At 68.4% G+C, this 18,427-nt stretch carries 20 protein-coding genes; 6 read left to right on the top strand and 14 right to left on the bottom strand.

Going from position 1 to position 18,427, the window contains the following annotated elements:
- Nucleotides 1-38: 38 nt before the first annotated feature.
- The 11 genes from AB0J62_RS02260 to AB0J62_RS02210 all read right to left on the bottom strand — a co-directional run bounded on the left by AB0J62_RS02260 (nucleotide 39) and on the right by AB0J62_RS02210 (nucleotide 10,388).
- Nucleotides 39-872, bottom strand: a complete 834-nt coding sequence (locus AB0J62_RS02260) for a helix-turn-helix domain-containing protein (RefSeq protein ID WP_363863318.1) — start codon at nucleotides 870-872, stop codon at nucleotides 39-41.
- A 66-nt stretch (nucleotides 873-938) separates the two neighbouring features.
- Entirely contained in the window at nucleotides 939-1,988 is a 1,050-nt protein-coding gene (locus AB0J62_RS02255; RefSeq protein WP_363863315.1) for a hypothetical protein, read from the bottom strand.
- A gap of 76 nt (nucleotides 1,989-2,064) precedes the next feature.
- Complete coding sequence (locus tag AB0J62_RS02250; RefSeq protein ID WP_363863312.1) at nucleotides 2,065-2,352, bottom strand: 4a-hydroxytetrahydrobiopterin dehydratase; 288 nt, start codon at nucleotides 2,350-2,352, stop codon at nucleotides 2,065-2,067.
- A 9-nt stretch (nucleotides 2,353-2,361) separates the two neighbouring features.
- Nucleotides 2,362-3,789 (bottom strand): MFS transporter, encoded by a 1,428-nt coding sequence (locus AB0J62_RS02245; RefSeq protein ID WP_363863309.1) that lies wholly within the window; start codon nucleotides 3,787-3,789, stop codon nucleotides 2,362-2,364.
- A gap of 29 nt (nucleotides 3,790-3,818) precedes the next feature.
- Nucleotides 3,819-5,189 (bottom strand): AarF/ABC1/UbiB kinase family protein, encoded by a 1,371-nt coding sequence (locus AB0J62_RS02240; protein WP_363865132.1) that lies wholly within the window; start codon nucleotides 5,187-5,189, stop codon nucleotides 3,819-3,821.
- Nucleotides 5,071-5,790 carry a hypothetical protein gene (locus AB0J62_RS02235; RefSeq protein ID WP_363863306.1) on the bottom strand — a complete coding sequence of 240 codons (720 nt, stop codon included), beginning with the start codon at nucleotides 5,788-5,790 and terminating at the stop codon, nucleotides 5,071-5,073. The genes AB0J62_RS02240 and AB0J62_RS02235 overlap by 119 nt, the downstream gene beginning before the upstream one ends.
- A 118-nt stretch (nucleotides 5,791-5,908) precedes the next feature.
- On the bottom strand, nucleotides 5,909-6,661 hold the full coding sequence (locus tag AB0J62_RS02230; RefSeq protein WP_134108425.1) for a succinate dehydrogenase/fumarate reductase iron-sulfur subunit: 753 nt from the start codon (nucleotides 6,659-6,661) through the stop codon (nucleotides 5,909-5,911).
- Entirely contained in the window at nucleotides 6,658-8,535 is a 1,878-nt protein-coding gene (locus AB0J62_RS02225; RefSeq protein WP_363863302.1) for a fumarate reductase/succinate dehydrogenase flavoprotein subunit, read from the bottom strand. The genes AB0J62_RS02230 and AB0J62_RS02225 overlap by 4 nt, the downstream gene beginning before the upstream one ends.
- 15 nt (nucleotides 8,536-8,550) lie before the next feature.
- Entirely contained in the window at nucleotides 8,551-9,351 is an 801-nt protein-coding gene (locus AB0J62_RS02220) for a hypothetical protein (protein ID WP_363863299.1), read from the bottom strand.
- Nucleotides 9,351-9,653, bottom strand: coding sequence for a hypothetical protein (locus AB0J62_RS02215; RefSeq protein ID WP_134108432.1), 303 nt, complete (start codon nucleotides 9,651-9,653; stop codon nucleotides 9,351-9,353). The genes AB0J62_RS02220 and AB0J62_RS02215 overlap by 1 nt, the downstream gene beginning before the upstream one ends.
- A 102-nt stretch (nucleotides 9,654-9,755) precedes the next feature.
- The gene (locus AB0J62_RS02210) at nucleotides 9,756-10,388 is read right to left on the bottom strand and encodes a hypothetical protein (protein WP_363863295.1); all 633 of its coding nucleotides are present in this window, start codon (nucleotides 10,386-10,388) and stop codon (nucleotides 9,756-9,758) included.
- Between the two features lie 49 nt (nucleotides 10,389-10,437).
- Between AB0J62_RS02210 and AB0J62_RS02205 the strand changes: the two genes are divergently transcribed.
- The 3 genes from AB0J62_RS02205 (at nucleotide 10,438) to mshB (ending at nucleotide 12,184) form a co-directional block, all read left to right on the top strand.
- A complete protein-coding gene (locus tag AB0J62_RS02205; protein WP_363863292.1) occupies nucleotides 10,438-10,800 on the top strand; it encodes a (deoxy)nucleoside triphosphate pyrophosphohydrolase in 363 nt (120 codons plus the stop codon).
- Between the two features lie 141 nt (nucleotides 10,801-10,941).
- A complete protein-coding gene (locus AB0J62_RS02200) occupies nucleotides 10,942-11,238 on the top strand; it encodes a LuxR C-terminal-related transcriptional regulator (protein ID WP_363863289.1) in 297 nt (98 codons plus the stop codon).
- 34 nt (nucleotides 11,239-11,272) lie between these two features.
- A complete protein-coding gene (mshB, locus tag AB0J62_RS02195) occupies nucleotides 11,273-12,184 on the top strand; it encodes an N-acetyl-1-D-myo-inositol-2-amino-2-deoxy-alpha-D-glucopyranoside deacetylase (RefSeq protein ID WP_363863286.1) in 912 nt (303 codons plus the stop codon).
- On the opposite strand, the gene AB0J62_RS02190 is transcribed toward mshB, so the two are convergent.
- Nucleotides 12,123-13,055 carry a DMT family transporter gene (locus AB0J62_RS02190; protein WP_363863283.1) on the bottom strand — a complete coding sequence of 311 codons (933 nt, stop codon included), beginning with the start codon at nucleotides 13,053-13,055 and terminating at the stop codon, nucleotides 12,123-12,125. The two genes, mshB and AB0J62_RS02190, sit on opposite strands and share 62 nt — an antisense overlap.
- Before the next feature lie 82 nt (nucleotides 13,056-13,137).
- On the opposite strand from AB0J62_RS02190, the gene AB0J62_RS02185 reads away from it, so the two are divergent.
- Complete coding sequence (locus AB0J62_RS02185) at nucleotides 13,138-13,656, top strand: flavin reductase family protein (RefSeq protein WP_363863280.1); 519 nt, start codon at nucleotides 13,138-13,140, stop codon at nucleotides 13,654-13,656.
- A gap of 111 nt (nucleotides 13,657-13,767) precedes the next feature.
- A complete protein-coding gene (locus AB0J62_RS02180; RefSeq protein WP_363863277.1) occupies nucleotides 13,768-15,540 on the top strand; it encodes a VanW family protein in 1,773 nt (590 codons plus the stop codon).
- A gap of 24 nt (nucleotides 15,541-15,564) precedes the next feature.
- On the opposite strand, the gene AB0J62_RS02175 is transcribed toward AB0J62_RS02180, so the two are convergent.
- The gene (locus AB0J62_RS02175; RefSeq protein WP_363863274.1) at nucleotides 15,565-16,002 is read right to left on the bottom strand and encodes a type II toxin-antitoxin system PemK/MazF family toxin; all 438 of its coding nucleotides are present in this window, start codon (nucleotides 16,000-16,002) and stop codon (nucleotides 15,565-15,567) included.
- Nucleotides 16,003-16,063: 61 nt separating this feature from the next.
- Between AB0J62_RS02175 and AB0J62_RS02170 the strand changes: the two genes are divergently transcribed.
- Nucleotides 16,064-17,440: an MFS transporter gene (locus AB0J62_RS02170; RefSeq protein ID WP_363863271.1), complete on the top strand. Its 1,377-nt coding sequence runs from the start codon at nucleotides 16,064-16,066 to the stop codon at nucleotides 17,438-17,440.
- Here AB0J62_RS02170 and AB0J62_RS02165 read toward each other — a convergent pair.
- Entirely contained in the window at nucleotides 17,422-18,348 is a 927-nt protein-coding gene (locus AB0J62_RS02165) for a GNAT family N-acetyltransferase (RefSeq protein ID WP_363863268.1), read from the bottom strand. The genes AB0J62_RS02170 and AB0J62_RS02165 overlap by 19 nt on opposite strands.
- Between the last annotated feature and the right edge of the window lie 79 nt (nucleotides 18,349-18,427).

Below are 18,427 nucleotides of genomic sequence, written 5' to 3'. Positions count from 1 at the left end.
AAGTGTGAGGTTTCGTGAGCCGTCGGTCTTGTAAGAAATCAATCGGCCGGCAGCGACCAACCGTCCAGCGCGCTGCCGGGATGCTCACGCAGGAACCGCCGCCGGACTTCGATGTACCGGGTCGGTGTGAGCCCGGTGAACTCCCGGAACTCATGACCGAAGTGGGCCTGGTCGAAGTAGCCTGCGCCGGCGGCGACGTCGCCCCAGTCGATCGGTTCGGCGGGGTCGATCGCCAGCATGGTCGAGGCGAAGCGTTGGGAGCGGGCCAGCCGTTTCGGCGTGACGCCGATGAGAGCCTTGAACTGCTGTGCCAGATGAGTGTTGCTGACACCGGCTGCCACGCTCAGATCGCCGACTGGCACCGTGCCGCCGGTAGCCGAGATGACGCTGCTCGTATGGCGGACCAGCCCCAGGCCGGCGGTCTCGCACAGCCGTCGCACCAGCTCCTCCTCGAGCAGCGTCAGCATCTCGTGCGGTCCGTCCGCCGTGGCCAGCCGGTCTCGCAGCTCAGCAACGGCGGCCCGGCCCCAAACCTGCTCCACCGTCACCGGCCGGTCACACAGCTCGGCCGCGGGCATCGGCAGGAACGGCGCCAGCCCCCACGGCTTGGCGTGCACGCCGACGGACCGGGTCCGCGGTGGGTAGCCGAACTCCCACGCGCGGGTAGGCACGGTGACCACGCAGCCGTCGACGTACTCGGCCGTCTCTCTGCCGGCGCGAATGCGGAACGGCGCTCCGAGGTTGACGATGAGCAGCGCCGCCGGCGCCGGCGGCAGCATGAACCGGGCGTACGGCGGCGCACCCTCCAGGTAGTAGAGGTCGTCGATCAGCCCGTCCAGCGGCGGCCGCGGCACTCTGGACACATACTCCACGTCCCCAGCATCGCCGACCTCCCTCCGGCATCGCACGCCGGCGCCGCTGGTTTGCCGAAGATCTTGTCAGCGCTCTTCTGCGAGGCCGAGGTAGAGGATCTTCGGGTCGGAGGGGTTGAAGGCGAGGGACGGGATGCCGTCGTGGCGGTTGTGGTGTTTGGTGAGTTCGCCGGTGGACGGACGGAAGCGGTAGAGGTCGGCCCCGAAGTTGGCGAAGGACGTGCCGTAGCTGAAGTAGACGAGGTCCGGGTCGACCGGCGACGCCCACATCTTGTTGCCGTTGATCAGGTCGGCCCGGCTCTGGTCCAGGACCTCGCGGAACTTCAGTCCGCCGTCGGTCGACTCCCAGATGAAACGCGTCGCCCGGTCCGGGTCGTACCCCTCCATCCAGACCTTCGACGGATCTGCCGGCGAGATCGTCAGACTGAACGCATTCACCCGCTCCAGCGCGCGCGGCCGGATCCAGCTGCGCCCGCCGTCGTACGTGCTATAAACGCCGTCCGACATCACGCCGACCACGATGTGGTCCGGGTTGTGCGGATCCACGACAGCGTCGTACACGAAGAGATCGCGAGCAGGCAGTACGCCGCTGCGCCGCCACGTCACGCCGTCGTCCGACGAGTCGTACAACTGCCCGTCACCGGCAACAACGCGCAGCCGACCAGGCCGTGCGTCCAGAGCGGCGAGACCGCCTCCGTCGACCGGTCCGAGCACGGTGCTGACCTTCGCTCCGTGCACGCGATGGATCGGCTGGTCGTTGACGCTGTAGATGTACGCCGCGTCCCCCGGCCCGGGCTGTACGTCGTACGTGCTGAGGTCGTCGGGTGCCTTGTCCAGCAACTGCCAGCTGCAGCCGGCGTCGCTGGACCGCTGGATGGACTTCTGGCCGATGGTGATCAGCGTGTTCGGCTCTTCGAGGGCGGCGACCTTCGCGTACGTGACCGGCCGCAGCGTGCCGGTCGTCGGCGCGAGGGTCTCGCCGTCGGACTGGGTGATCGTCACGGAGCCGTCGCCGTACACGGTGTCGCAGTGCGGAGCGTTCCAGAACCAGCCGGGGTCCGCCTGGGACGGGACGAGTGCAAGCAGGACGGTGAGAGCACTACCTAGGGCGGTCATGCCTTAGATTGAAGGCGTTTCCAGGCAGGCCGGACCAGCGCTTGGCCTGGCGGACAAGCGTCATGACGGGAACAAGTCAGCCGGCGGCGGTGTCGATGTGCCGGGCCAGCACCAGGTCGTCGTCGGTGATGCCACCCGCGTCGTGGGTGGTGACCCGGAACGTGATCGTCGTGTAGCGGATGTCGATGTCCGGGTGGTGGTTCATCGACTCGGCCAACTGTGCGACGGTCGCCACCAGCCGGATGCCGTCCAGGAAGGAAGGCGCCTTGACCTCGCGGACCAGTTCCTTGTCCACGACCTTCCACTGCGGCAGGTGGTCGCGGATCGCCAGATCGATCTGGTCGTCGGTCAGGAGCTCAGCCATGCGCTCACTCTAGCCCTGCCCGACCGCACTGGGACCGCTGGACTCCAGGGCGCGGGCACGCCGGCACCGCGGCGCGGCCAGGAAGCCGAGCAGCGCCAGTACGCCGCCGGCGGTGACGATCGAGCCGAAGACCCACGGGCGCGGGTTGTCGGAGTTGAACGCCAGCAGCGTCCCGCTGATAGCCAGTCCGGTCGCGATGCTCATCGTCGCGGCCATCTGGCCGGCGCTGCTGTTGCGGCCCGAGTTGCTGTGGTCGGACAGGTCCAGTGTGAGGACGGACAGGCTGGACGAGCTGAGGCCCATGCCGATGCCTGCGAGTCCCCAGCCGATCAGGCCGATACAGGTCGTCCCGTCCGTCCAGGCCAGCAACGAGGTGACGAGCAGTCCGATCGCCATGAAGGCCAGGCCGGCACGTAGTACGGTGACTCGCTCGATCCCGTGATCGCGGCCCTGCAGCCACGAGCCGAATGCCCAGCACACTCCGGTGATCGACAACGTCACGCCGGCCTTGGACGGGCTGAAGTGGTGCTGCAGCGTCAGCAACAGCGGGAGATACGCACCGGAGACGGCGAAGGCGGCTCCTCCCAGTGCGCGTACTGCGACCACGGCCGGGAAACCGCGCCGGGCGACGAACGTGCCCGCGGGCATCACACGGACGGCGGCTCGCGCGAGAACGGCGAGCGCCACGACGACCGTCGTACCGCAGATGATCGGATGGGCTTGCAGGTGGTCACCGGCCAGGGTCATGGAGAAGAGCGCGACGGATGCGGCGAGGGCCCAGGGGAGAGCGGCTCGCCATGCCTCGAGCTCGGCGACGTCTTCAGCGGTGCGTTCGGGTGCCTCTGCGGTCGCCGACTGGCGCATTGCCGGGCCGAGCAGCAGCCAGCTCGGGACGAGTAGGACGATCGCGCCGAGGAAGACCCACCGCCAGCCGAACTGCTCAGTGACCACGCCGGTCAGCACAGGTCCGAGTACCGACGGCAGGATCCACATCGCAGCGAACAGCGAGAACATGCGCGGCCGCAGTACGGCGGGAAGCGCGCGGGCCACGAGCACGACCAGCGACACGTCGAGCAGCCCTTCGGCCAGGCCGCTGAGCAGACGCCCGGCGATAACCATCGGCATCGCGGTCGCGGTCCCGACCAGGATCTGGGCGAGCGCGAACGAGATCGCGCCCGCGCGCAGGGTCGGGATCGGCCCGCGACGATCCGACCAGAGGCCCGCGATCGCGAGCGAGATCAGGTAGCTCGCGTTCGGCGCCGCGTTCGCGAGACCGAAGCTGCCGAGCGCATCGAACTCGCGAACCATCGTCGGCAGCGCCGTACCGACCGCGCGATTCTCGAACGCGCCGAGCGTGACCAGCCCGATCACGCCGAGCACCAGCGGCAGGTGTTGTCCGGTGAACAGCCGGGGACGGGTCTCAGTGGTGGAGGGCATGAAGGATATGGTCGAAGTTCAAGTTAGGTTTAAGTCAAGTGGCGTGGCAGGCGGAAGATCAGCACCAGCACGCGGAGCACGAGCACCGCGCAGATCACCAGCAGGTTGTAGCCGATGAGTTGGTAGAGCGTCATCGTGGCCGTGACCTGCGGCCCGCCCGGCGTACCGAGCAGCAGCACCGCCATCAGGCCGGCGGTCGCGCCGAGGATCGCCAGCAAGGCCTGGTGGAGCAGGCCGGTGATGTGCCGGCGGTCGCGGTCGTCGGCGAGGAGCCTGACGTTGACGCCGAGCCGTCCGCTCTCCGCGGCGGCCGCGATCCGGTCGATCCGCCGCGGCAGCCGTCGCAACATCGGCAACAACGTCGCCAGTTCCTCGGTCGCCGTACGGCGTAATGCCTCCGGCGCAAGCCGATCCGTGACGTGGCCCGCGGCGAACTGGCGCGACGCGGCAACCAGATCGAACCCGGGGGAGATGCGCGAGATCGTCCCCTCGATCGTCGCCAGCGCCCGGAACACGGCGGCGACCTCAGGCGGTACGCCGAGCTCGTGCGACGTGATGATCTTGAACAGGTCGTTGAACATGGCCGGCCCGAGCGTGACCCCGGCCGCGAGGTGCCGGGTCATGAACTGGCCGACGGCACGCTCGAGCGCGCGCTCGTCGATGACGTCGGGCCGGTCGACGATCTCGAGCAGCGCATCGGTCGCGGAGACCGGATCGCCGTGATCGATCGCCAGCAGGAAGCGCTGCAAGGCATCGCGCGTGGCGGGATCGAGACGGCCGACCGAACCGAGATCGAGCATGCCGATCCGGCCGTCGGTGAGCAGCAGGAAGTTGCCGGGGTGCGGGTCGGCGTGGAAGACGCCGTCGATCGCCACCTGCCCGAGCAGGCAGTCGAAGAGCGCGCGGCCGAGACGGACGGGATCGAGACCACGCTCCGCGATCGCCTGCCGTGCGTGGCCGAGACCGATGCCGTCCAGCCGCTCCATGGTGAGGACGCGCCGCGTGGACCGGTTGGGGTACAACTGCGGCACGACGAGGTCGTTGCTGGACGCAACGGAATGGCCGGCGGCGACCGTGGTCATGTTGCCGGCCTCGACGGTGAAGTCGAGCTCCTCGCGCATCGCATCGGCGAACCCGTCGGCGAGAGCGCGGACGCCCATCGAACGGCCCCAGTCGGTGTTCCGCTCGAGCAGGCGGGCGAGGCGGCGGACGATGTCGAGGTCCCGGTCGACGATCCCGGCGATACCGGGGCGCTGGACCTTCACCACAACGCGCGGGCCTTCAGGTAGGCGGGCGGTGTAGACCTGCGCGACCGAGGCGGCGGCCAGCGGCTCGCTGTCGAAGTCGGCGTATAACTCGCGCGGTGGGGCGCCGAGCTCCTCGGTGAGGACCTGCTCTATCCCGCCAGGGAGCTGGGGAGACCTGGTCCTGAAGCCGGCTGAGCTCGGCGGCGACCGCGCTGGGAATGATGTCGCTGCGGGTGGACAGCACCTGGCCGAGCTTCACGAACGTGACGCCGGCCTCGTCGAGCGCGAGCCGCAGCGAACGGGCCAGATCGGCCTGCCCGGCGGCGTTCTCCCGGCCGGGGCGCCGGCGGCCGCGCAGGTACGGCGCGAGGCCGTGCTTGATCGCGATCCGCAGGATCTGCAGATACCGCCGGGTGCGGGCGATCCGGCCGCTCAGGTCCCGGCGCAGATCGCGGGCCCGTGGCAACGATCCGGTCGGCACCAGCGCTTCTGCCAGGACCAGGAACACCAGCCCGGCCAGCATCGAGAACAGCGTCGTCAGCACCAGGAACGCGATCGCCACGCCGTTCGACCCGGTGTACGGCGGTTTGCCGACCAGCGCGTTGGCGATCGGGCTGAACAGGCTCAGCGTGATGGCGGCGGCCAGCACCATCCGCACCACGCCGAACCGGACTCCCAGCAACCGCTGCGCGACCGGCACGAAGACCACCAGGAACACACCCAGGCTGAACAACCCCGCAACCACAACGTCCATGCCGGGAACGATAGGGGCTGGACCAGGGCGCCCGGCCCCCCCGCATGGGGGACGCCGCCCCGGTAAAGACAACGGCCCCGGAACCAGGATGCGGTTCCGGGGCCGGCTGTCAGCTACCTCAGGCCGGGCGGCGGCGGATCTTGTTGCCGAGCCAGACGATCGGGTCGTACTTGCGGTCGGCGACGCGCTCCTTCATCGGGATCAGCGCGTTGTCGGTGATCTTGATGTGCTCGGGGCACACCTCGGTGCAGCACTTGGTGATGTTGCAGAAGCCGAGGCCGTGCTGGTCCTGGGCCGCGTGCTGCCGGTCGGCGGCGTCGAGCGGGTGCATGTCCAGCTCGGCCACCCGCATCAGGAACCGGGGACCGGAGAACGACTCCTTGTTCTCCTCGTGGTCCCGGATCACGTGGCAGGTGTCCTGGCACAGGAAGCACTCGATGCACTTGCGGAACTCCTGCGAGCGTTCCACGTCGACCTGCTGCATGCGGTACTCGCCCGGCTTGAGGTCTGCCGGCGGCTTGAAGGCCGGGACTTCCCGGGCCTTCTGGTAGTTGAACGAGACGTCGGTGACCAGGTCCCGGATCACCGGGAACGTGCGCATCGGCGTGACCGTGACGACCTCGTCCTCGGCGAACGTGTTCATCCGGCACATGCACATCAGCTTCGGCATGCCGTTGATCTCGGCGCTGCAGGAGCCGCACTTGCCGGCCTTGCAGTTCCACCGGACCGCCATGTCCGGCGTCTGGGTCGCCTGCAGCCGGTGGATGACGTCGAGGACGACCTCGCCCTCGTTCACCTCGACCTCGTAGTCCTTGAGCTCGCCGCCCTCGGAGTCCCCGCGCCAGACGCGGAATTTGCCCTGGTAACTCATGCGGTCGGCAGCTCCTCATCCGTCAGGTACTTCTTCAGTTCGTCGATCTCGAACAGCTCGAGCAGGTCCTCGCGCATCGGGATCTGCTGCTTCTCGGTCACGTTCACGTGGCCCTCGGCGTCGAGCTTGCAGACCAGCAGCTTCTTGCGCCACTCCGGCGACATCTCCGGGAAGTCGTCGCGGGTGTGACCGCCGCGCGACTCCTGCCGCAGCAGCGCCGCACCGGCCACGCACTCGGACACGGTCAGCATGTTCCGCAGGTCGAGCGCCAGGTGCCAGCCCGGGTTGAACTGCCGGTGACCCTCCACCGTCATCTTCGCGATCCGGCCGCGGAACTCGGCCAGCCGGCCGAGCGCGCGCTCCATCTCCTCTTCCTTGCGGATGATGCCGACCAGGTCGTTCATCGACTGCTGCAGGTCCTGGTGGATCGAGTACGGGTTCTCGCCGCCCTCGAGCTCGAACGGCGCCAGCGCCTCGGCCGCGGCCGCGTCCACATCGGCCTCGTCGATCTTCGGCCGCTCCTGCAGCTGGTCGACGTACGTCGCGGCGCCCATGCCGGCCCGGCGTCCGAACACGAGCAGGTCGGACAGCGAGTTGCCGCCGAGCCGGTTCGAGCCGTGCATGCCGCCGGCAACCTCACCGGCCGCGAACAGACCGGGCACCGTCGACGACGCGGTGTCCGGGTCGACCTCGACGCCGCCCATCACGTAGTGGCAGGTCGGACCGACCTCCATCGGCTCCTTGGTGATGTCGACGTCGGCCAGTTCCTTGAACTGGTGGTGCATCGACGGCAGCCGCCGGGTGATCTCCTCGGCGGGCAGCCGGGACGACACGTCCAGGAACACGCCGCCGTGCGGCGTACCCCGGCCGGCCTTCACCTCGGAGTTGATCGCGCGCGCGACCTCGTCCCGCGGCAGCAGCTCCGGTGGGCGCCGGTTGTTGTCGGCGTCCTTGTACCAGCGGTCGGCCTCTTCCTCGTTGTCCGCATACTGCGCCCGGAACACGTCCGGCACGTAGTCGAACATGAACCGCTTGCCCTCGGAGTTCTTCAGTACGCCGCCGTCGCCGCGGACCGACTCCGTGACCAGGATCCCCTTCACCGACGGCGGCCAGACCATCCCGGTCGGGTGGAACTGGATGAACTCCATGTTGATCAGGGTCGCGCCGGCCCGCATCGCCAGCGCGTGCCCGTCACCGGTGTACTCCCAGGAGTTCGAGGTGACCTTGAAGGACTTGCCGACACCGCCGGTCGCCAGCACGACGGCCGGCGCGTCGAACAGGATGAACCGGCCGGACTCACGCCAGTACCCGAAGGCACCGGAGATGGCGTCGCCGTCCTTCATCAGCTCGGTGATCGTGCACTCGGCGTACACCTTGAGGTTGGCCTCGTAGTCGCCGGTGGCCTCGAAGTCCTCCTGCTGCAGCGAGACGATCTTCTGCTGCAGGGTGCGGATCAGTTCCAGGCCGGTGCGGTCGCCGACGTGCGCGAGCCGCGGATAGGTGTGGCCGCCGAAGTTGCGCTGGCTGATCCGGCCGTCGGGCGTGCGGTCGAACAGCGCGCCGTACGTCTCCAGCTCCCAGACCCGGTCGGGAGCCTCCTGCGCGTGCAGCTCGGCCATCCGCCAGTTGTTCAGGAACTTCCCGCCGCGCATCGTGTCGCGGTAGTGGACCTGCCAGTTGTCGTTGGAGTTCGCGTTGCCCATCGCGGCCGCGCAACCGCCCTCGGCCATCACCGTGTGCGCCTTGCCGAACAGCGACTTGCAGATGATCGCGGTCTTCTTGCCCTGTTCACGGGCCTCGATCGCCGCGCGCAGGCCGGCGCCGCCGGCCCCGATCACGACGACGTCGTAGGAGTGTCGTTCCAGCTCAGTCATATCCAGAAATCCCGGTCAGTTGATGATGCGCAGGTCGGAGAACCATCCGGCCGCGAGGGCCATGATGTAGAAGTCGGTCAGGATCACGGTGAACAGCGACGTCATCGCGAACGTGCCGTGCTTCGGGTTCAGCTTGGACACGAAGGTCCAGTACCGGTAGCGCAGCGGGTGTTTGGAGAAGTTCTTCAGCCGGCCGCCGACGATGTGCCGGCAGGCGTGGCAGGACAGCGTGTACAGCCACAGGCAGACCAGGTTGACCCAGATGATCACCGTGCCGAGGCCGATACCGAAACCGCCGTCCTTGCCGTGGAAGGCCTGGATGCCGTCGTAGACGTTGAGCAGGCCGAAGATCAGCGCGCCGTAGAAGAAATAGCGGTGCAGGTTCAGCGCGACCAGCGGGAACTTGCGCTCACCGGTGTAGGTCTTGTGCGGCTCGGGCACCGCGCACGCGGCCGGCGCGAAGAACAGCGACCGGTAGCCCGCCTTGCGGTAGTAGTAGCAGGTGCCGCGGAAGCCGGCCAGGATCACGAACGTGATCAGGCTGAACGGCAGGAACCGCGGGAAGGCACCGAACCAGGTGCCGAGATGGCTGGAGCCTTCGACACAGCTGCTGGTGAGACAGGGCGAGTACAGCGGTGTCAGGTAGTGGAAGTCACCGACCCAGTACCACTTGTTCATGAAGATCCGGATCGTCGCGTAGACGATGAAGAACAGCAGGATCACGCCGATCCGCAACGGCGCGAGCCACCATCGATCCGATCTCGCGGTCTTGAGGCCGACCTGTGCGCGGCCCGGGCTGTCTACTCCGGTAGCCATCAGGGAGCGTGCCTGTCGGGCGCGCCGAAGCCTTCATGCTCCGCGTCTGTCCACATGGACGCGTCATACTCCACGTCGGGAATCTCCTCGAGTTCCTCCGGAACGGGTCCGGGCCTGTGCCTGGGGTCGGGCGGGCCGAGCTCTGCGAGATCGTCGTTCAGCCGGGCCACGTCGGACACCAGGCGGCGAATGCCGAGGGTGTCACCGTACTCCTGGCTCAATTTGCCGACGGCACCGTGTAGCCCCTCGAGCGCGCGAGCGACTGCGGCGGTAGCATCACGGCCGCTGTTGCCTTCACTCATGCCGACTCCAGTGATGGTTATGTAGCTGTCAGTATGGGCACACTTTGCCCCCGCGAAGCGCCCAACGGAAGACCCATCGGTACGGCGTGTTTCCGGTTAGGGTCACCTCAGTTGCGACCGTGCCGACGGGTGGAGTAATGGAGCGAATCCGGCCTTCAGCACAAGAAGATTCGCCGGGGGAGTAAGCGTCTCGACCTGCACCAGTCCAGCAGGTCGCCGCGGCCGTTCGTACCCCTCCCAGGTCCACGGCAGCACCTGCTGCTCGAGCACCAGCGCCGGGCGGCCGTCGAACCGGACCATCGCCCCGTCAGGCAGTTCGGCGAGGTCCTGGATGGTCGTTCGCTGCCGCCGGGTCCGGGATTCGACCCGTTCGCTGTGCAGTACTGCGTCCAGCTCCGCGGCGCGTGGACGCTCGGGCAGGTCGCGTCCGCGCGCCCAGGCCCCGGCGTACAGCAGGAAATCCCTGCGTCGGCAGTAATGACACGGTCGATGTCCCGCGGCGAGAGCGACGGCCTCGTCGAAGAAGAACAGTGCCGTCCAGCGTCCCGGCGGCATCGGATCGCGCCGGATCCCCTTCCAGTCAAGGACGCAGCAGATCCACGCCTTCGAGCGCCAGCGGGTCGTGCCCAGGCGGCGGTCGGGCGAGTGCAGGCTGCCGCGGTTGCCCATCAACAGACCGCGGCCCGGGTCGGCGACGATCTCCTGGGTGGGCAGAACCCTGTTCTGCAACGGCATACGGGCATCATGTCGGACTCGGCGGACAGTTTCTGGCAGAGTCGCGACAATGCAGACAGTTGTTGGAGTCGCCGTCGTCCGGGACGGTCTGGTGCTGGCGGCGTACCGGGTGGGCGGCGGCTGGGAGTTCCCGGGCGGGAAGGTCGAGCCGGGGGAGACCGACGAACAGGCGGCGGTGCGGGAGATCCGCGAGGAACTCGACCTGGAGATCAAGGTCGGCGACTCGCTCGGCCCGGGCGTGGACATCTCGCCGGACTACCGGCTGCACGTCTACCTGGCCACGGCTGTCGCCGGAGATCCGGTACTGCGGGAGCACTCCGAACTGCGCTGGTTCGGGCCGGCCGAGCTCGACGAGCAGGACTGGCTGGAGCCGGATCGGCCGTTCGTCCGGGCGCTGCGCGACCGATTCTGAGTGGCAGAAGTCACACCGCTGTCCGCCACCGAAACCTCACGCACCGGAACTGTATGGGTGGTTTGTATGGGTTGTACCTGGTGAGTGGTCTGATCCGGCAACGAGAATCCTTCCCTGAGGACTTCTGGGGAGGAGTGACGTATGTCGGTGTTTCCGGCAGTTCCGGTGGTGCGGAGGGAAGACTTCGCACCGGAGATCGTCTGCGAGGTGTACGAGCTCGGGTCGCACCGGCGGACGCCCGTGGCGGTCAGGGAGCTGTCCACCCGGCAGGTCACGATCGGCCGGATGATGTCGACCGGCGCGAAGGACGCCGCGATCGCCCGCGAGCTGGGTCTGTCGCTGCGGACCGTGCGCGCCGAGATCAGCGCACTCATCGCCGGGCTCGGCGCGAAGTCCCGTTTCCAGGCGGGTTGCCTGCTCGTCCGCCGGTTCGGCTGACCGAACTGTCCGAGGGCCGACGTAGGCTTTCGGCATGGTTGAGCTTGCTGAGCGCCGGCTGATGCTGGTGCACGCGCACCCGGACGACGAAACCATCAACAACGGCGCCACGATGGCGCGCTACGTGGCCGAAGGGGCCCACGTCACGCTGATCACGTGCACGCTCGGTGAGGAGGGTGAGGTCCTCGTCCCCGAGCTCGCGCACCTGGCCTCCGACCAGGACGACGCCCTCGGCGAGCACCGCATCGGTGAGCTCGCCAACGCGATGGCCGAGCTCGGAGTCACCGACCACCGCTTCCTCGGCGGCGCGGGCAAGTACCGCGACACCGGCATGATCTACAACGACGAGGGCAACGCCGACGTCCCGCACGAGACCCGCAAGGACAGCTTCTGGCAGGCCGACCTGGTCACCGCGGCGAATGATCTGGTCCCGCTGATCCGCGAGCTCCGTCCGCAGGTCCTGGTGACCTACGACCAGTGGGGCAACTACGGCCACCCCGATCACATCAAGGCCCACCGCGTCGCGACCTACGCCGCCGACCTCGCCGCCGCGCGGTCGTACCGGGAGGACTTCGGCCCGGCGTGGGACATCCCGAAGATCTACTGGACCGCGATGGCCGAGTCCCGGATGCGCTCGCAGTTGCGGCTGCTCCGCGAGGCCGGCGACACCACCACGTTCGAGGGGATGGACCCCGACGGCCCGATGCCGCCGATGATCACCCCCGACCGGCTGATCGACTGCATCATCGACGGCGAGCAGTTCGTCGACCGCAAGATGAGCGCGATGAAGGCGCACGCCACCCAGATCACCGTCGACGGCCCGTTCTTCGCCCTGTCGAACAACGTCGGCAACCAGATCTGGAGCTCCGAGCCGTACCGCCTGGTCAAGGGCACTCCCGCGCCGGACGCCGACGGCCTGGAGCACGACCTGTTCGCCGGCCTCTGAGCCGGTTCCCGGACAGGTAGGCGCCGACCAGGATCAGCACGCACCCCGACAGTTGGAGCAAGGTCGGCCGCTCGTGCAGCACCACAGAGCTCAGCACGAGCGCGCCGACCGGCGTCAGCATCAACAGCGCGGCGCCGACGTGGCTCGGCAGATGCGGTGAGTATGTCGCCACCAGCAGCCAGCCCACCACCGTCCCTGCGAGAGCAACCCCGATCAGCCATCCGATCACGCGGAAGCCGGGCGCGAGGTCGACCCCTCGCCACAGCCAGCCGGCGATGAGCGAGACCAGGCCGGCCGAGGCGATCACGACGAAGTAGTTCTGGAGCGGTCGTCCGCCCATCCCTGTCCGGCGGAGAAGGTAGAGGAACACCGAGTAGAAAGCAGCCGCCAGGACGGCGTGGATGGTGCCCCAGACGGGATCCGTGCCGGCCGCACCGCCGTCGACCAGACCGGCGGTCAGCGCGACGCCGAGGATCATCACCGGCACCCAGGCGAGGAAGCGCCGTGGGACGGTCTCACGGTCGATTGCCCAGGCCAGCAGCGGGACGCCGATCACCTGTACGTTCACCACCACTGTCGAAAGCCCGGCGCCCACCTCCTCGATCGCCCGCGTCCACAGCAGCATGTCGCCGGCGAAGAACGCTCCGGCCAGCAGACCGAGAAGGAGTTCGTCCCGCCGCAAGGTGCGGCGACGGCGGCGCTCGAGGTAGGCGGCGACGGCGAGGAACGGGACGGAGAGCACGCAGCGGTAGAAGCTCGCGGTGCCGGGCGTCGTACCCGCGAGGTCGAGGAGGACCGAGGAGACCGAGACGAACAGGGCTCCGGCCGCGAGCCAGGCGGCCGCTCTCGGTGGCGCGTTGTCAGGTGTCATCGGCCGTCCGGTACCCAGGAGCGTGATGGGACCCACACGCTCGGTTGAGGCATCAACCTTCCGGCAGGCATAACCTGCTGGGGTGTCCTCATCCGAGCCGAGTGGGAGCGTCCCGCCTGCGGAGTTCCGTACTGCGCTCGGGCGGTTCGCGTCGGGGATCACGATCATGAGCACGCTGCAGGACGGCGTGGCGCATGCGATGACCGCGAACGCGTTCACCTCGGTGTCGCTCGACCCGCCGCTCGTGCTCGTCTGCGTCGACAAGGGCGTGCGGATGCATGCCGCCGTACTCGACTGCGGGTATTGGGCGGCGTCGGTGCTGTCCGGCGCGCAGCGGGAGATCGCGGAGCGGTTCGCGCGGTCCGGCCGGGACCTGTACAGCCAGTTCGACGGCATCGGTACGACGGCCGGCCCGAAGACGGGGTGCCCGGTGGTCGACGACTCGCTGTCCTGGCTCGAATGCCGCACCTGGGCGACGTACGACGGGGGCGACCATACGATCGTGGTGGGTGAGGTGCTGAGCCTCGGCACCGGCGAGACGGCCGACCCGAGTGCGCTGATCTACCACTCCAGTCACTACCGGAATCTCCCGGGAAACTGAGCGTTACCGCGGGGCATTCAGGGGCTGCCCCGGCGGTCGGATGACCCTTTCGCGTCCCGTAAGATGTGCGCTTGTGCCTTGACCACGGCTCGAGCAGGAGGACTCTGTCCGGTGGGGAGAAAGCAGCTCGCGGGGATCATCGCCGCCGCGGGGCTCGGTGTGCTCGTCGTGGGGTACGGAGCGGCGTTCGCGTTCGCCGGCGACAAGGTTCCCGGTGACACGACCGTGCTCGGGATCCCGATCGGCGGTCTCTCCAAGGACGACGCGAAGTCCAAGCTCGACGCCGGTCTGAAGGACCGGATCGCGGCTCCGATCGCGCTGAAGGCGGGCGAGTCGAAGTTCACCGTAGCGCCGGCTGACGCCGGGCTGACGGTCGACGTGGATGCCACCGTCGCCGCCGCGGGAGCCGGCCGCAGCCTGTCCCCGGCCCGGATCTGGCACGCGCTCACCGGTGGGGACGCGGTCAAGCCGGTCGTCGAGAAGGACGACGCGCGACTCAAGGCCGCCATCGACAAGCTCTCGGCCCAGGTGAACCGGCCGGCCACCGAGGGCACGATCACGTTCAAGGGCACCACGCCGGTCACGCATCAGCCGGCCCCCGGGCTGCAGTTGGACGCCGCGAAGGCGCCCGCGGCCGTGGTGGCGGCGTACCCCTCGGACGGGAACCCGAAGGACCTTCCGGTCGGCGTGACCCAGCCGAAGGCCGGGAACGACGCGATCAAGAAGGCGCTCACGGACTTCGCCGAGCCGGCCATGTCCGGCCCGGTCCGGCTCTCGGTCGGCTCGAAGTCGGTCGAGCTGCAACCGGCCGAGATCGCGCCGGCGCTGACGCTGACCGCGCAGGAGGGCCAGGTCATCCCGAGCTTGCGGACGAAGTCGCTGGAGCCGTTGTTCCAGCAGCGGTTCAAGACCCTGGAGACGCTGCCCAAGGATGCGACGGTGCAGATCGTCGGCGCCGGGCCGAAGGTGATCCCGGCGGTCGACGGCATGGTCGTGGACCGGGCGAAGGTCGGGGCGGCGATCCTGGCGATCCTGCCGAAGCCGACCGGGGAGCGGCGGGCCGCCGTACCGCTGACGCCGGTCAAGGCGGCGTTCACGACCGAGCAGGCGACGGCGCTCGGGATCACCGAGAAGATGGGTGATTTCAGCACCCAGTTCCCGCACGCGCCGTACCGCAACACCAACATCGGGACGGCCGCGCGCAAGATCAACGGGACGCTGCTGAAGCCGAACGAGACGTTCAGTCTGAACAAGATCGTCGGCGAGCGGACCAAGGAGAACGGCTTCACCGAGGGCTACATCATCAGCGGCGGGAAGTTCGAGAAGGACCTCGGCGGCGGTGTCTCGCAGTCGGCGACCACCACCTTCAACGCGGCCTTCTTCGCCGGGCTGAAGATCCTCGAGCACAAGGCGCACAGCGTCTACATCTCGCGCTACCCGGTCGGGCGGGAGGCGACCGTCGCGTGGCCGAACGTCGACCTGAAGTTCCTGAACGACTCGGGCCACGGCGTGCTGGTGCAGACGATCTTCAAGCCGTCCACCCCGGGGAACTCGGGCAGCATCAGGGTGATCATCTGGGGCACCAAGGTCTGGGACGTCACCGCCGGGCAGTCGGAGAAGTCGAACTTCAAGCAGCCGGTCGTCCAGTACAACCCGGCCCCGGGCTGCGAGGCCCAGGCGCCGACCCCCGGCTTCGACATCACCATCTACCGGTACTTCGCGAAGAACGGCGCACGGGTCAAGACCGAGCAGTTCACCACGAAGTACAACGCCGCCAACGACATCCGCTGCGGCCCGAAGCCCGGCACCACCCCCACGCCGCCGCCACCCGGCACCACGACGCCGCCGGGCCGGGTCAAGCCGCCGACGCGTCCCGCGAGCTAGCTCCTCGTCGATGCGTCCGGCGAGCTAGCTTCGGTGCAGTTGGTGGAGCTCGGCGGCCACCTGGTTGAAGAGCTCCTCGTCGATCACGGCGCCTTCGCGGCGTACCTGGTGTGGGTCGATGCGTAGCACCCGGTCGAGCCGGACCTCGCTGCGCCGGTGCTCCTTGTCCCAGGACCCGCTGCCGATGTCCAGCCAGACCCGGCCCCAGCGCGCCTCGTCGGCGGCGTCGCGGTCGTGGTCCTTGCTGGTCAGGATCAGCGCCAGCAGGTAGACGTCGTCGGAGCCGACCACGAGCACGGGCCGGTCCTTGCCCCGGTGGTAGTCCTCCTCGAACGGCACCCAGGTCCAGACGATCTCGCCCGGGTCGGCAACCCCGTCGTCCGGGTGCGGCTTGTACTCGACGTGCACGGTCCCCTCGAAGTCCCCGGGGTACTCCGGACGCTCCACCACGTGATCCGCCATGGCACGGGAGCCTAGAGCATGCCTGCCTCACATCACGGTGGTCTCGCAGCGTTCCATCATCGTGCTCACCACAGAGACCCGAACCGTCAACCGCGGCGCGATCCTCGCCGTGCTGCTCACCGGCCAGTTCATGGCCAATATCGACACCGCGGTGGCTAACGTCGCCGGACCCTCGATCGGCGCCGATCTGCACGCCTCCGAAGGCGCGGTCGGCCTGGTCGTCTCCGGGTACGTCGTCGCGTTCGCCGTACTGCTGATCACCGGTGCGCGGCTTGGCTCGTCGCTCGGGTACCGGCGGACGTTCCTGCTCGGGCTGACCGTCTTCACCGTGGCATCGGCCCTGTGCGGCCTCGCTCCCGGCATTGCCCCGTTGGTGGTTGCTCGCTTCGTCCAGGGGGCCGGTGCGGCGCTGATGGTGCCGCAGGTGCTCAGCGGTATCCAACTGCACTTCCAGGGCCGCGACCGGCTCAAGGCGCTCGGCTACTTCTCGATCGCGCTGTCCGGTGGCGCAGTGGCCGGCCAACTGCTCGGTGGTGTGCTGATCGCTGCGGACATCCTCGGCACTGGCTGGCGGCCAATCTTCCTGGTCAACGTGCCCATCGGCATCGCTCTGGCTGTAGCAGGTCGTCGTTTGTTGCCTGCCGATTCCGTCGCGCGCCGGGACCGCTTGGACCTCTCCGGCGTACTCGCACTGTCCACAACGGTTCTGCTTGTCATAGTGCCGCTCCTGCTCGGCTCCGAGCGCGGCTGGCCCACGTGGTCCTGGCTGTGCCTCCTGCTCAGCCTGCCTGCTCTAGCCCTCTTCGAGTACGGCGAACGGCGTACGGCTGCTCGTGGTGGGCGGCCGCTCGTCGCGCGACAGGTACTGGCCGACCGCTCCGTCCGCGCCGGTCTGCTCGCCCACGGGTGCACCAGCGGCACGTACTTCGCTCTGCTCTTCGTGTTGGCCCTCTACCTCCAGGGCGGTTTGCACAAGGGTCCGGCGTACTCCGGCTTCGCCATGGTGGTCTGGGTCGGTGCGTTCGGCCTGGCTGGACCCATCTTGCCGAGGCTGCGCAGGGGAGTGCGCTGGATGCCAGTGGTCGGCTGCCTGGTCCTGACTACCGGCTACTTGTCTGTGCTGGCCTACCTGTTCCTCGGCGGCCACACCGGTCCGCTCCTCTTCGCGCTGCTGGGAATTGGCGGCCTGGGGCTCGGTATCAGCGCCAACACGCTCATCGGAGCGGTCACGTCGCGGATGTCCTCGGAGTACGCCGCGGATCTGTCCGGAGTGGTCGCGACGAACGCACAGCTCTCGGGAGCGCTAGGTGTCGCGCTGGCCGGCTCTACCTACGCTGCGCTGGCTGCGGATCCCAGCCGGGCGCTGGAGGTTGTGCTGGCGGGCTTCGTCGTACTGACGCTCATCGGGGCCACTGCGGCTCACCGACTGGTCAGATAGCGGTACCGGTACGCCTCGCGGTAGCCGAGCCGCGTGTACGTCGCCATGGCGGCGGCGTTCTCGAGCAGCACCTCGAGGTAGGTACGCCGCCCGCCGTTCGGCCCCGCCCAGCGTGCGAGCCCCTGCACGATCGCCGTGCCGAGTCCTCGGCGCCGATAGCCGTCACACACGCGGATCGCGTCCACACCGAGCCAGTGTCCAGTCATCGACCCGCGTCCGATCGCCACGACCTGTGCATCGAGCGTGATCGACGCAAACATCGCCTTCGCGGCTCCCTCGAGGACCTTCGGTGCTATCTCCGGAACCGGGCCATCGAAAGCAGCCGCATACCACTGGGCATTCGGCCGCTCAGTCAGCTCGACGGCGTACCCCGGCTCGGCGTTCACGTGATCGAGCGTGGTGTGCATGACCAGGACGTCGGACTGTTGCGGCCGCGCGTCGACCCACCCGCAGGCACGAATCTCCTCGTCTGCTGGACTGCCGAGGCGGACCTGGGCCTGCGGAGGAAGGCCGCGCTCGGCGTAGAAGTTCTCCGCTTGTCTGAGGACATCGGGGACGGGCATCCCGGGGCTGCCTGTCGGGAGAAGCGAATTGGCCCGGCCGGTCCAGCCCGAGGATGCCCGCAGCAACCAGTGGCCGACGTACGCCGTCTCCGCCGCCGGGCGACCCAGCGCCGCGGTCAGGAACAGTTGGTCGACGTCCACCGGACGGAGCGGCATCTCAGGGATGGTCTTGGCTGCCGTGATGTCGACGGCGGCGATCTCGTGCACCGTGCTGTCCACGTGCCGGACGGCCAGGCCGTGAGGGTCCCAGGCCTGCAGTACGCCGATCACATCGGTCAGACCGCCCGGTATCCGGTGCCGGACGACGACACGGTGGCCGATATCACGGGCGCCGAGGCCTGACACGATCCGGACTCCTGGCAAAGTGGGCGAAGTACTACCGTGATACTAGAGACACGAGCATCACCGCATCGCAGCACCCCGA

The organism is Kribbella sp. NPDC049584, assembly GCF_040675555.1.
GTDB lineage: Bacteria > Actinomycetota > Actinomycetes > Propionibacteriales > Kribbellaceae > Kribbella.
Note: the sequence above shows the minus strand (reverse complement) of the source record. Positions and strands in the feature narration are given on the sequence as shown.

Excerpts from the sequence above, each read along its gene's own strand:
- AB0J62_RS02200 (WP_363863289.1), top strand. The coding sequence starts at position 10,942 with ATGTCGGTGTTTCCGGCAGTTCCGGTGGTGCGGAGGGAAGACTTCGCA.
- AB0J62_RS02175 (WP_363863274.1), bottom strand. The coding sequence starts at position 16,002 with ATGGCGGATCACGTGGTGGAGCGTCCGGAGTACCCCGGGGACTTCGAG.
- AB0J62_RS02230 (WP_134108425.1), bottom strand. The coding sequence starts at position 6,661 with ATGAGTTACCAGGGCAAATTCCGCGTCTGGCGCGGGGACTCCGAGGGC.
- AB0J62_RS02250 (WP_363863312.1), bottom strand. The coding sequence starts at position 2,352 with ATGGCTGAGCTCCTGACCGACGACCAGATCGATCTGGCGATCCGCGAC.
- AB0J62_RS02255 (WP_363863315.1), bottom strand. The coding sequence starts at position 1,988 with ATGACCGCCCTAGGTAGTGCTCTCACCGTCCTGCTTGCACTCGTCCCG.
- AB0J62_RS02220 (WP_363863299.1), bottom strand. The coding sequence starts at position 9,351 with ATGGCTACCGGAGTAGACAGCCCGGGCCGCGCACAGGTCGGCCTCAAG.
- AB0J62_RS02190 (WP_363863283.1), bottom strand. The coding sequence starts at position 13,055 with ATGACACCTGACAACGCGCCACCGAGAGCGGCCGCCTGGCTCGCGGCC.
- AB0J62_RS02210 (WP_363863295.1), bottom strand. The coding sequence starts at position 10,388 with ATGCCGTTGCAGAACAGGGTTCTGCCCACCCAGGAGATCGTCGCCGAC.
- mshB (WP_363863286.1), top strand. The coding sequence starts at position 11,273 with ATGGTTGAGCTTGCTGAGCGCCGGCTGATGCTGGTGCACGCGCACCCG.
- AB0J62_RS02215 (WP_134108432.1), bottom strand. The coding sequence starts at position 9,653 with ATGAGTGAAGGCAACAGCGGCCGTGATGCTACCGCCGCAGTCGCTCGC.
- AB0J62_RS02225 (WP_363863302.1), bottom strand. The coding sequence starts at position 8,535 with ATGACTGAGCTGGAACGACACTCCTACGACGTCGTCGTGATCGGGGCC.
- AB0J62_RS02245 (WP_363863309.1), bottom strand. The coding sequence starts at position 3,789 with ATGCCCTCCACCACTGAGACCCGTCCCCGGCTGTTCACCGGACAACAC.
- AB0J62_RS02205 (WP_363863292.1), top strand. The coding sequence starts at position 10,438 with ATGCAGACAGTTGTTGGAGTCGCCGTCGTCCGGGACGGTCTGGTGCTG.
- AB0J62_RS02235 (WP_363863306.1), bottom strand. The coding sequence starts at position 5,790 with ATGGACGTTGTGGTTGCGGGGTTGTTCAGCCTGGGTGTGTTCCTGGTG.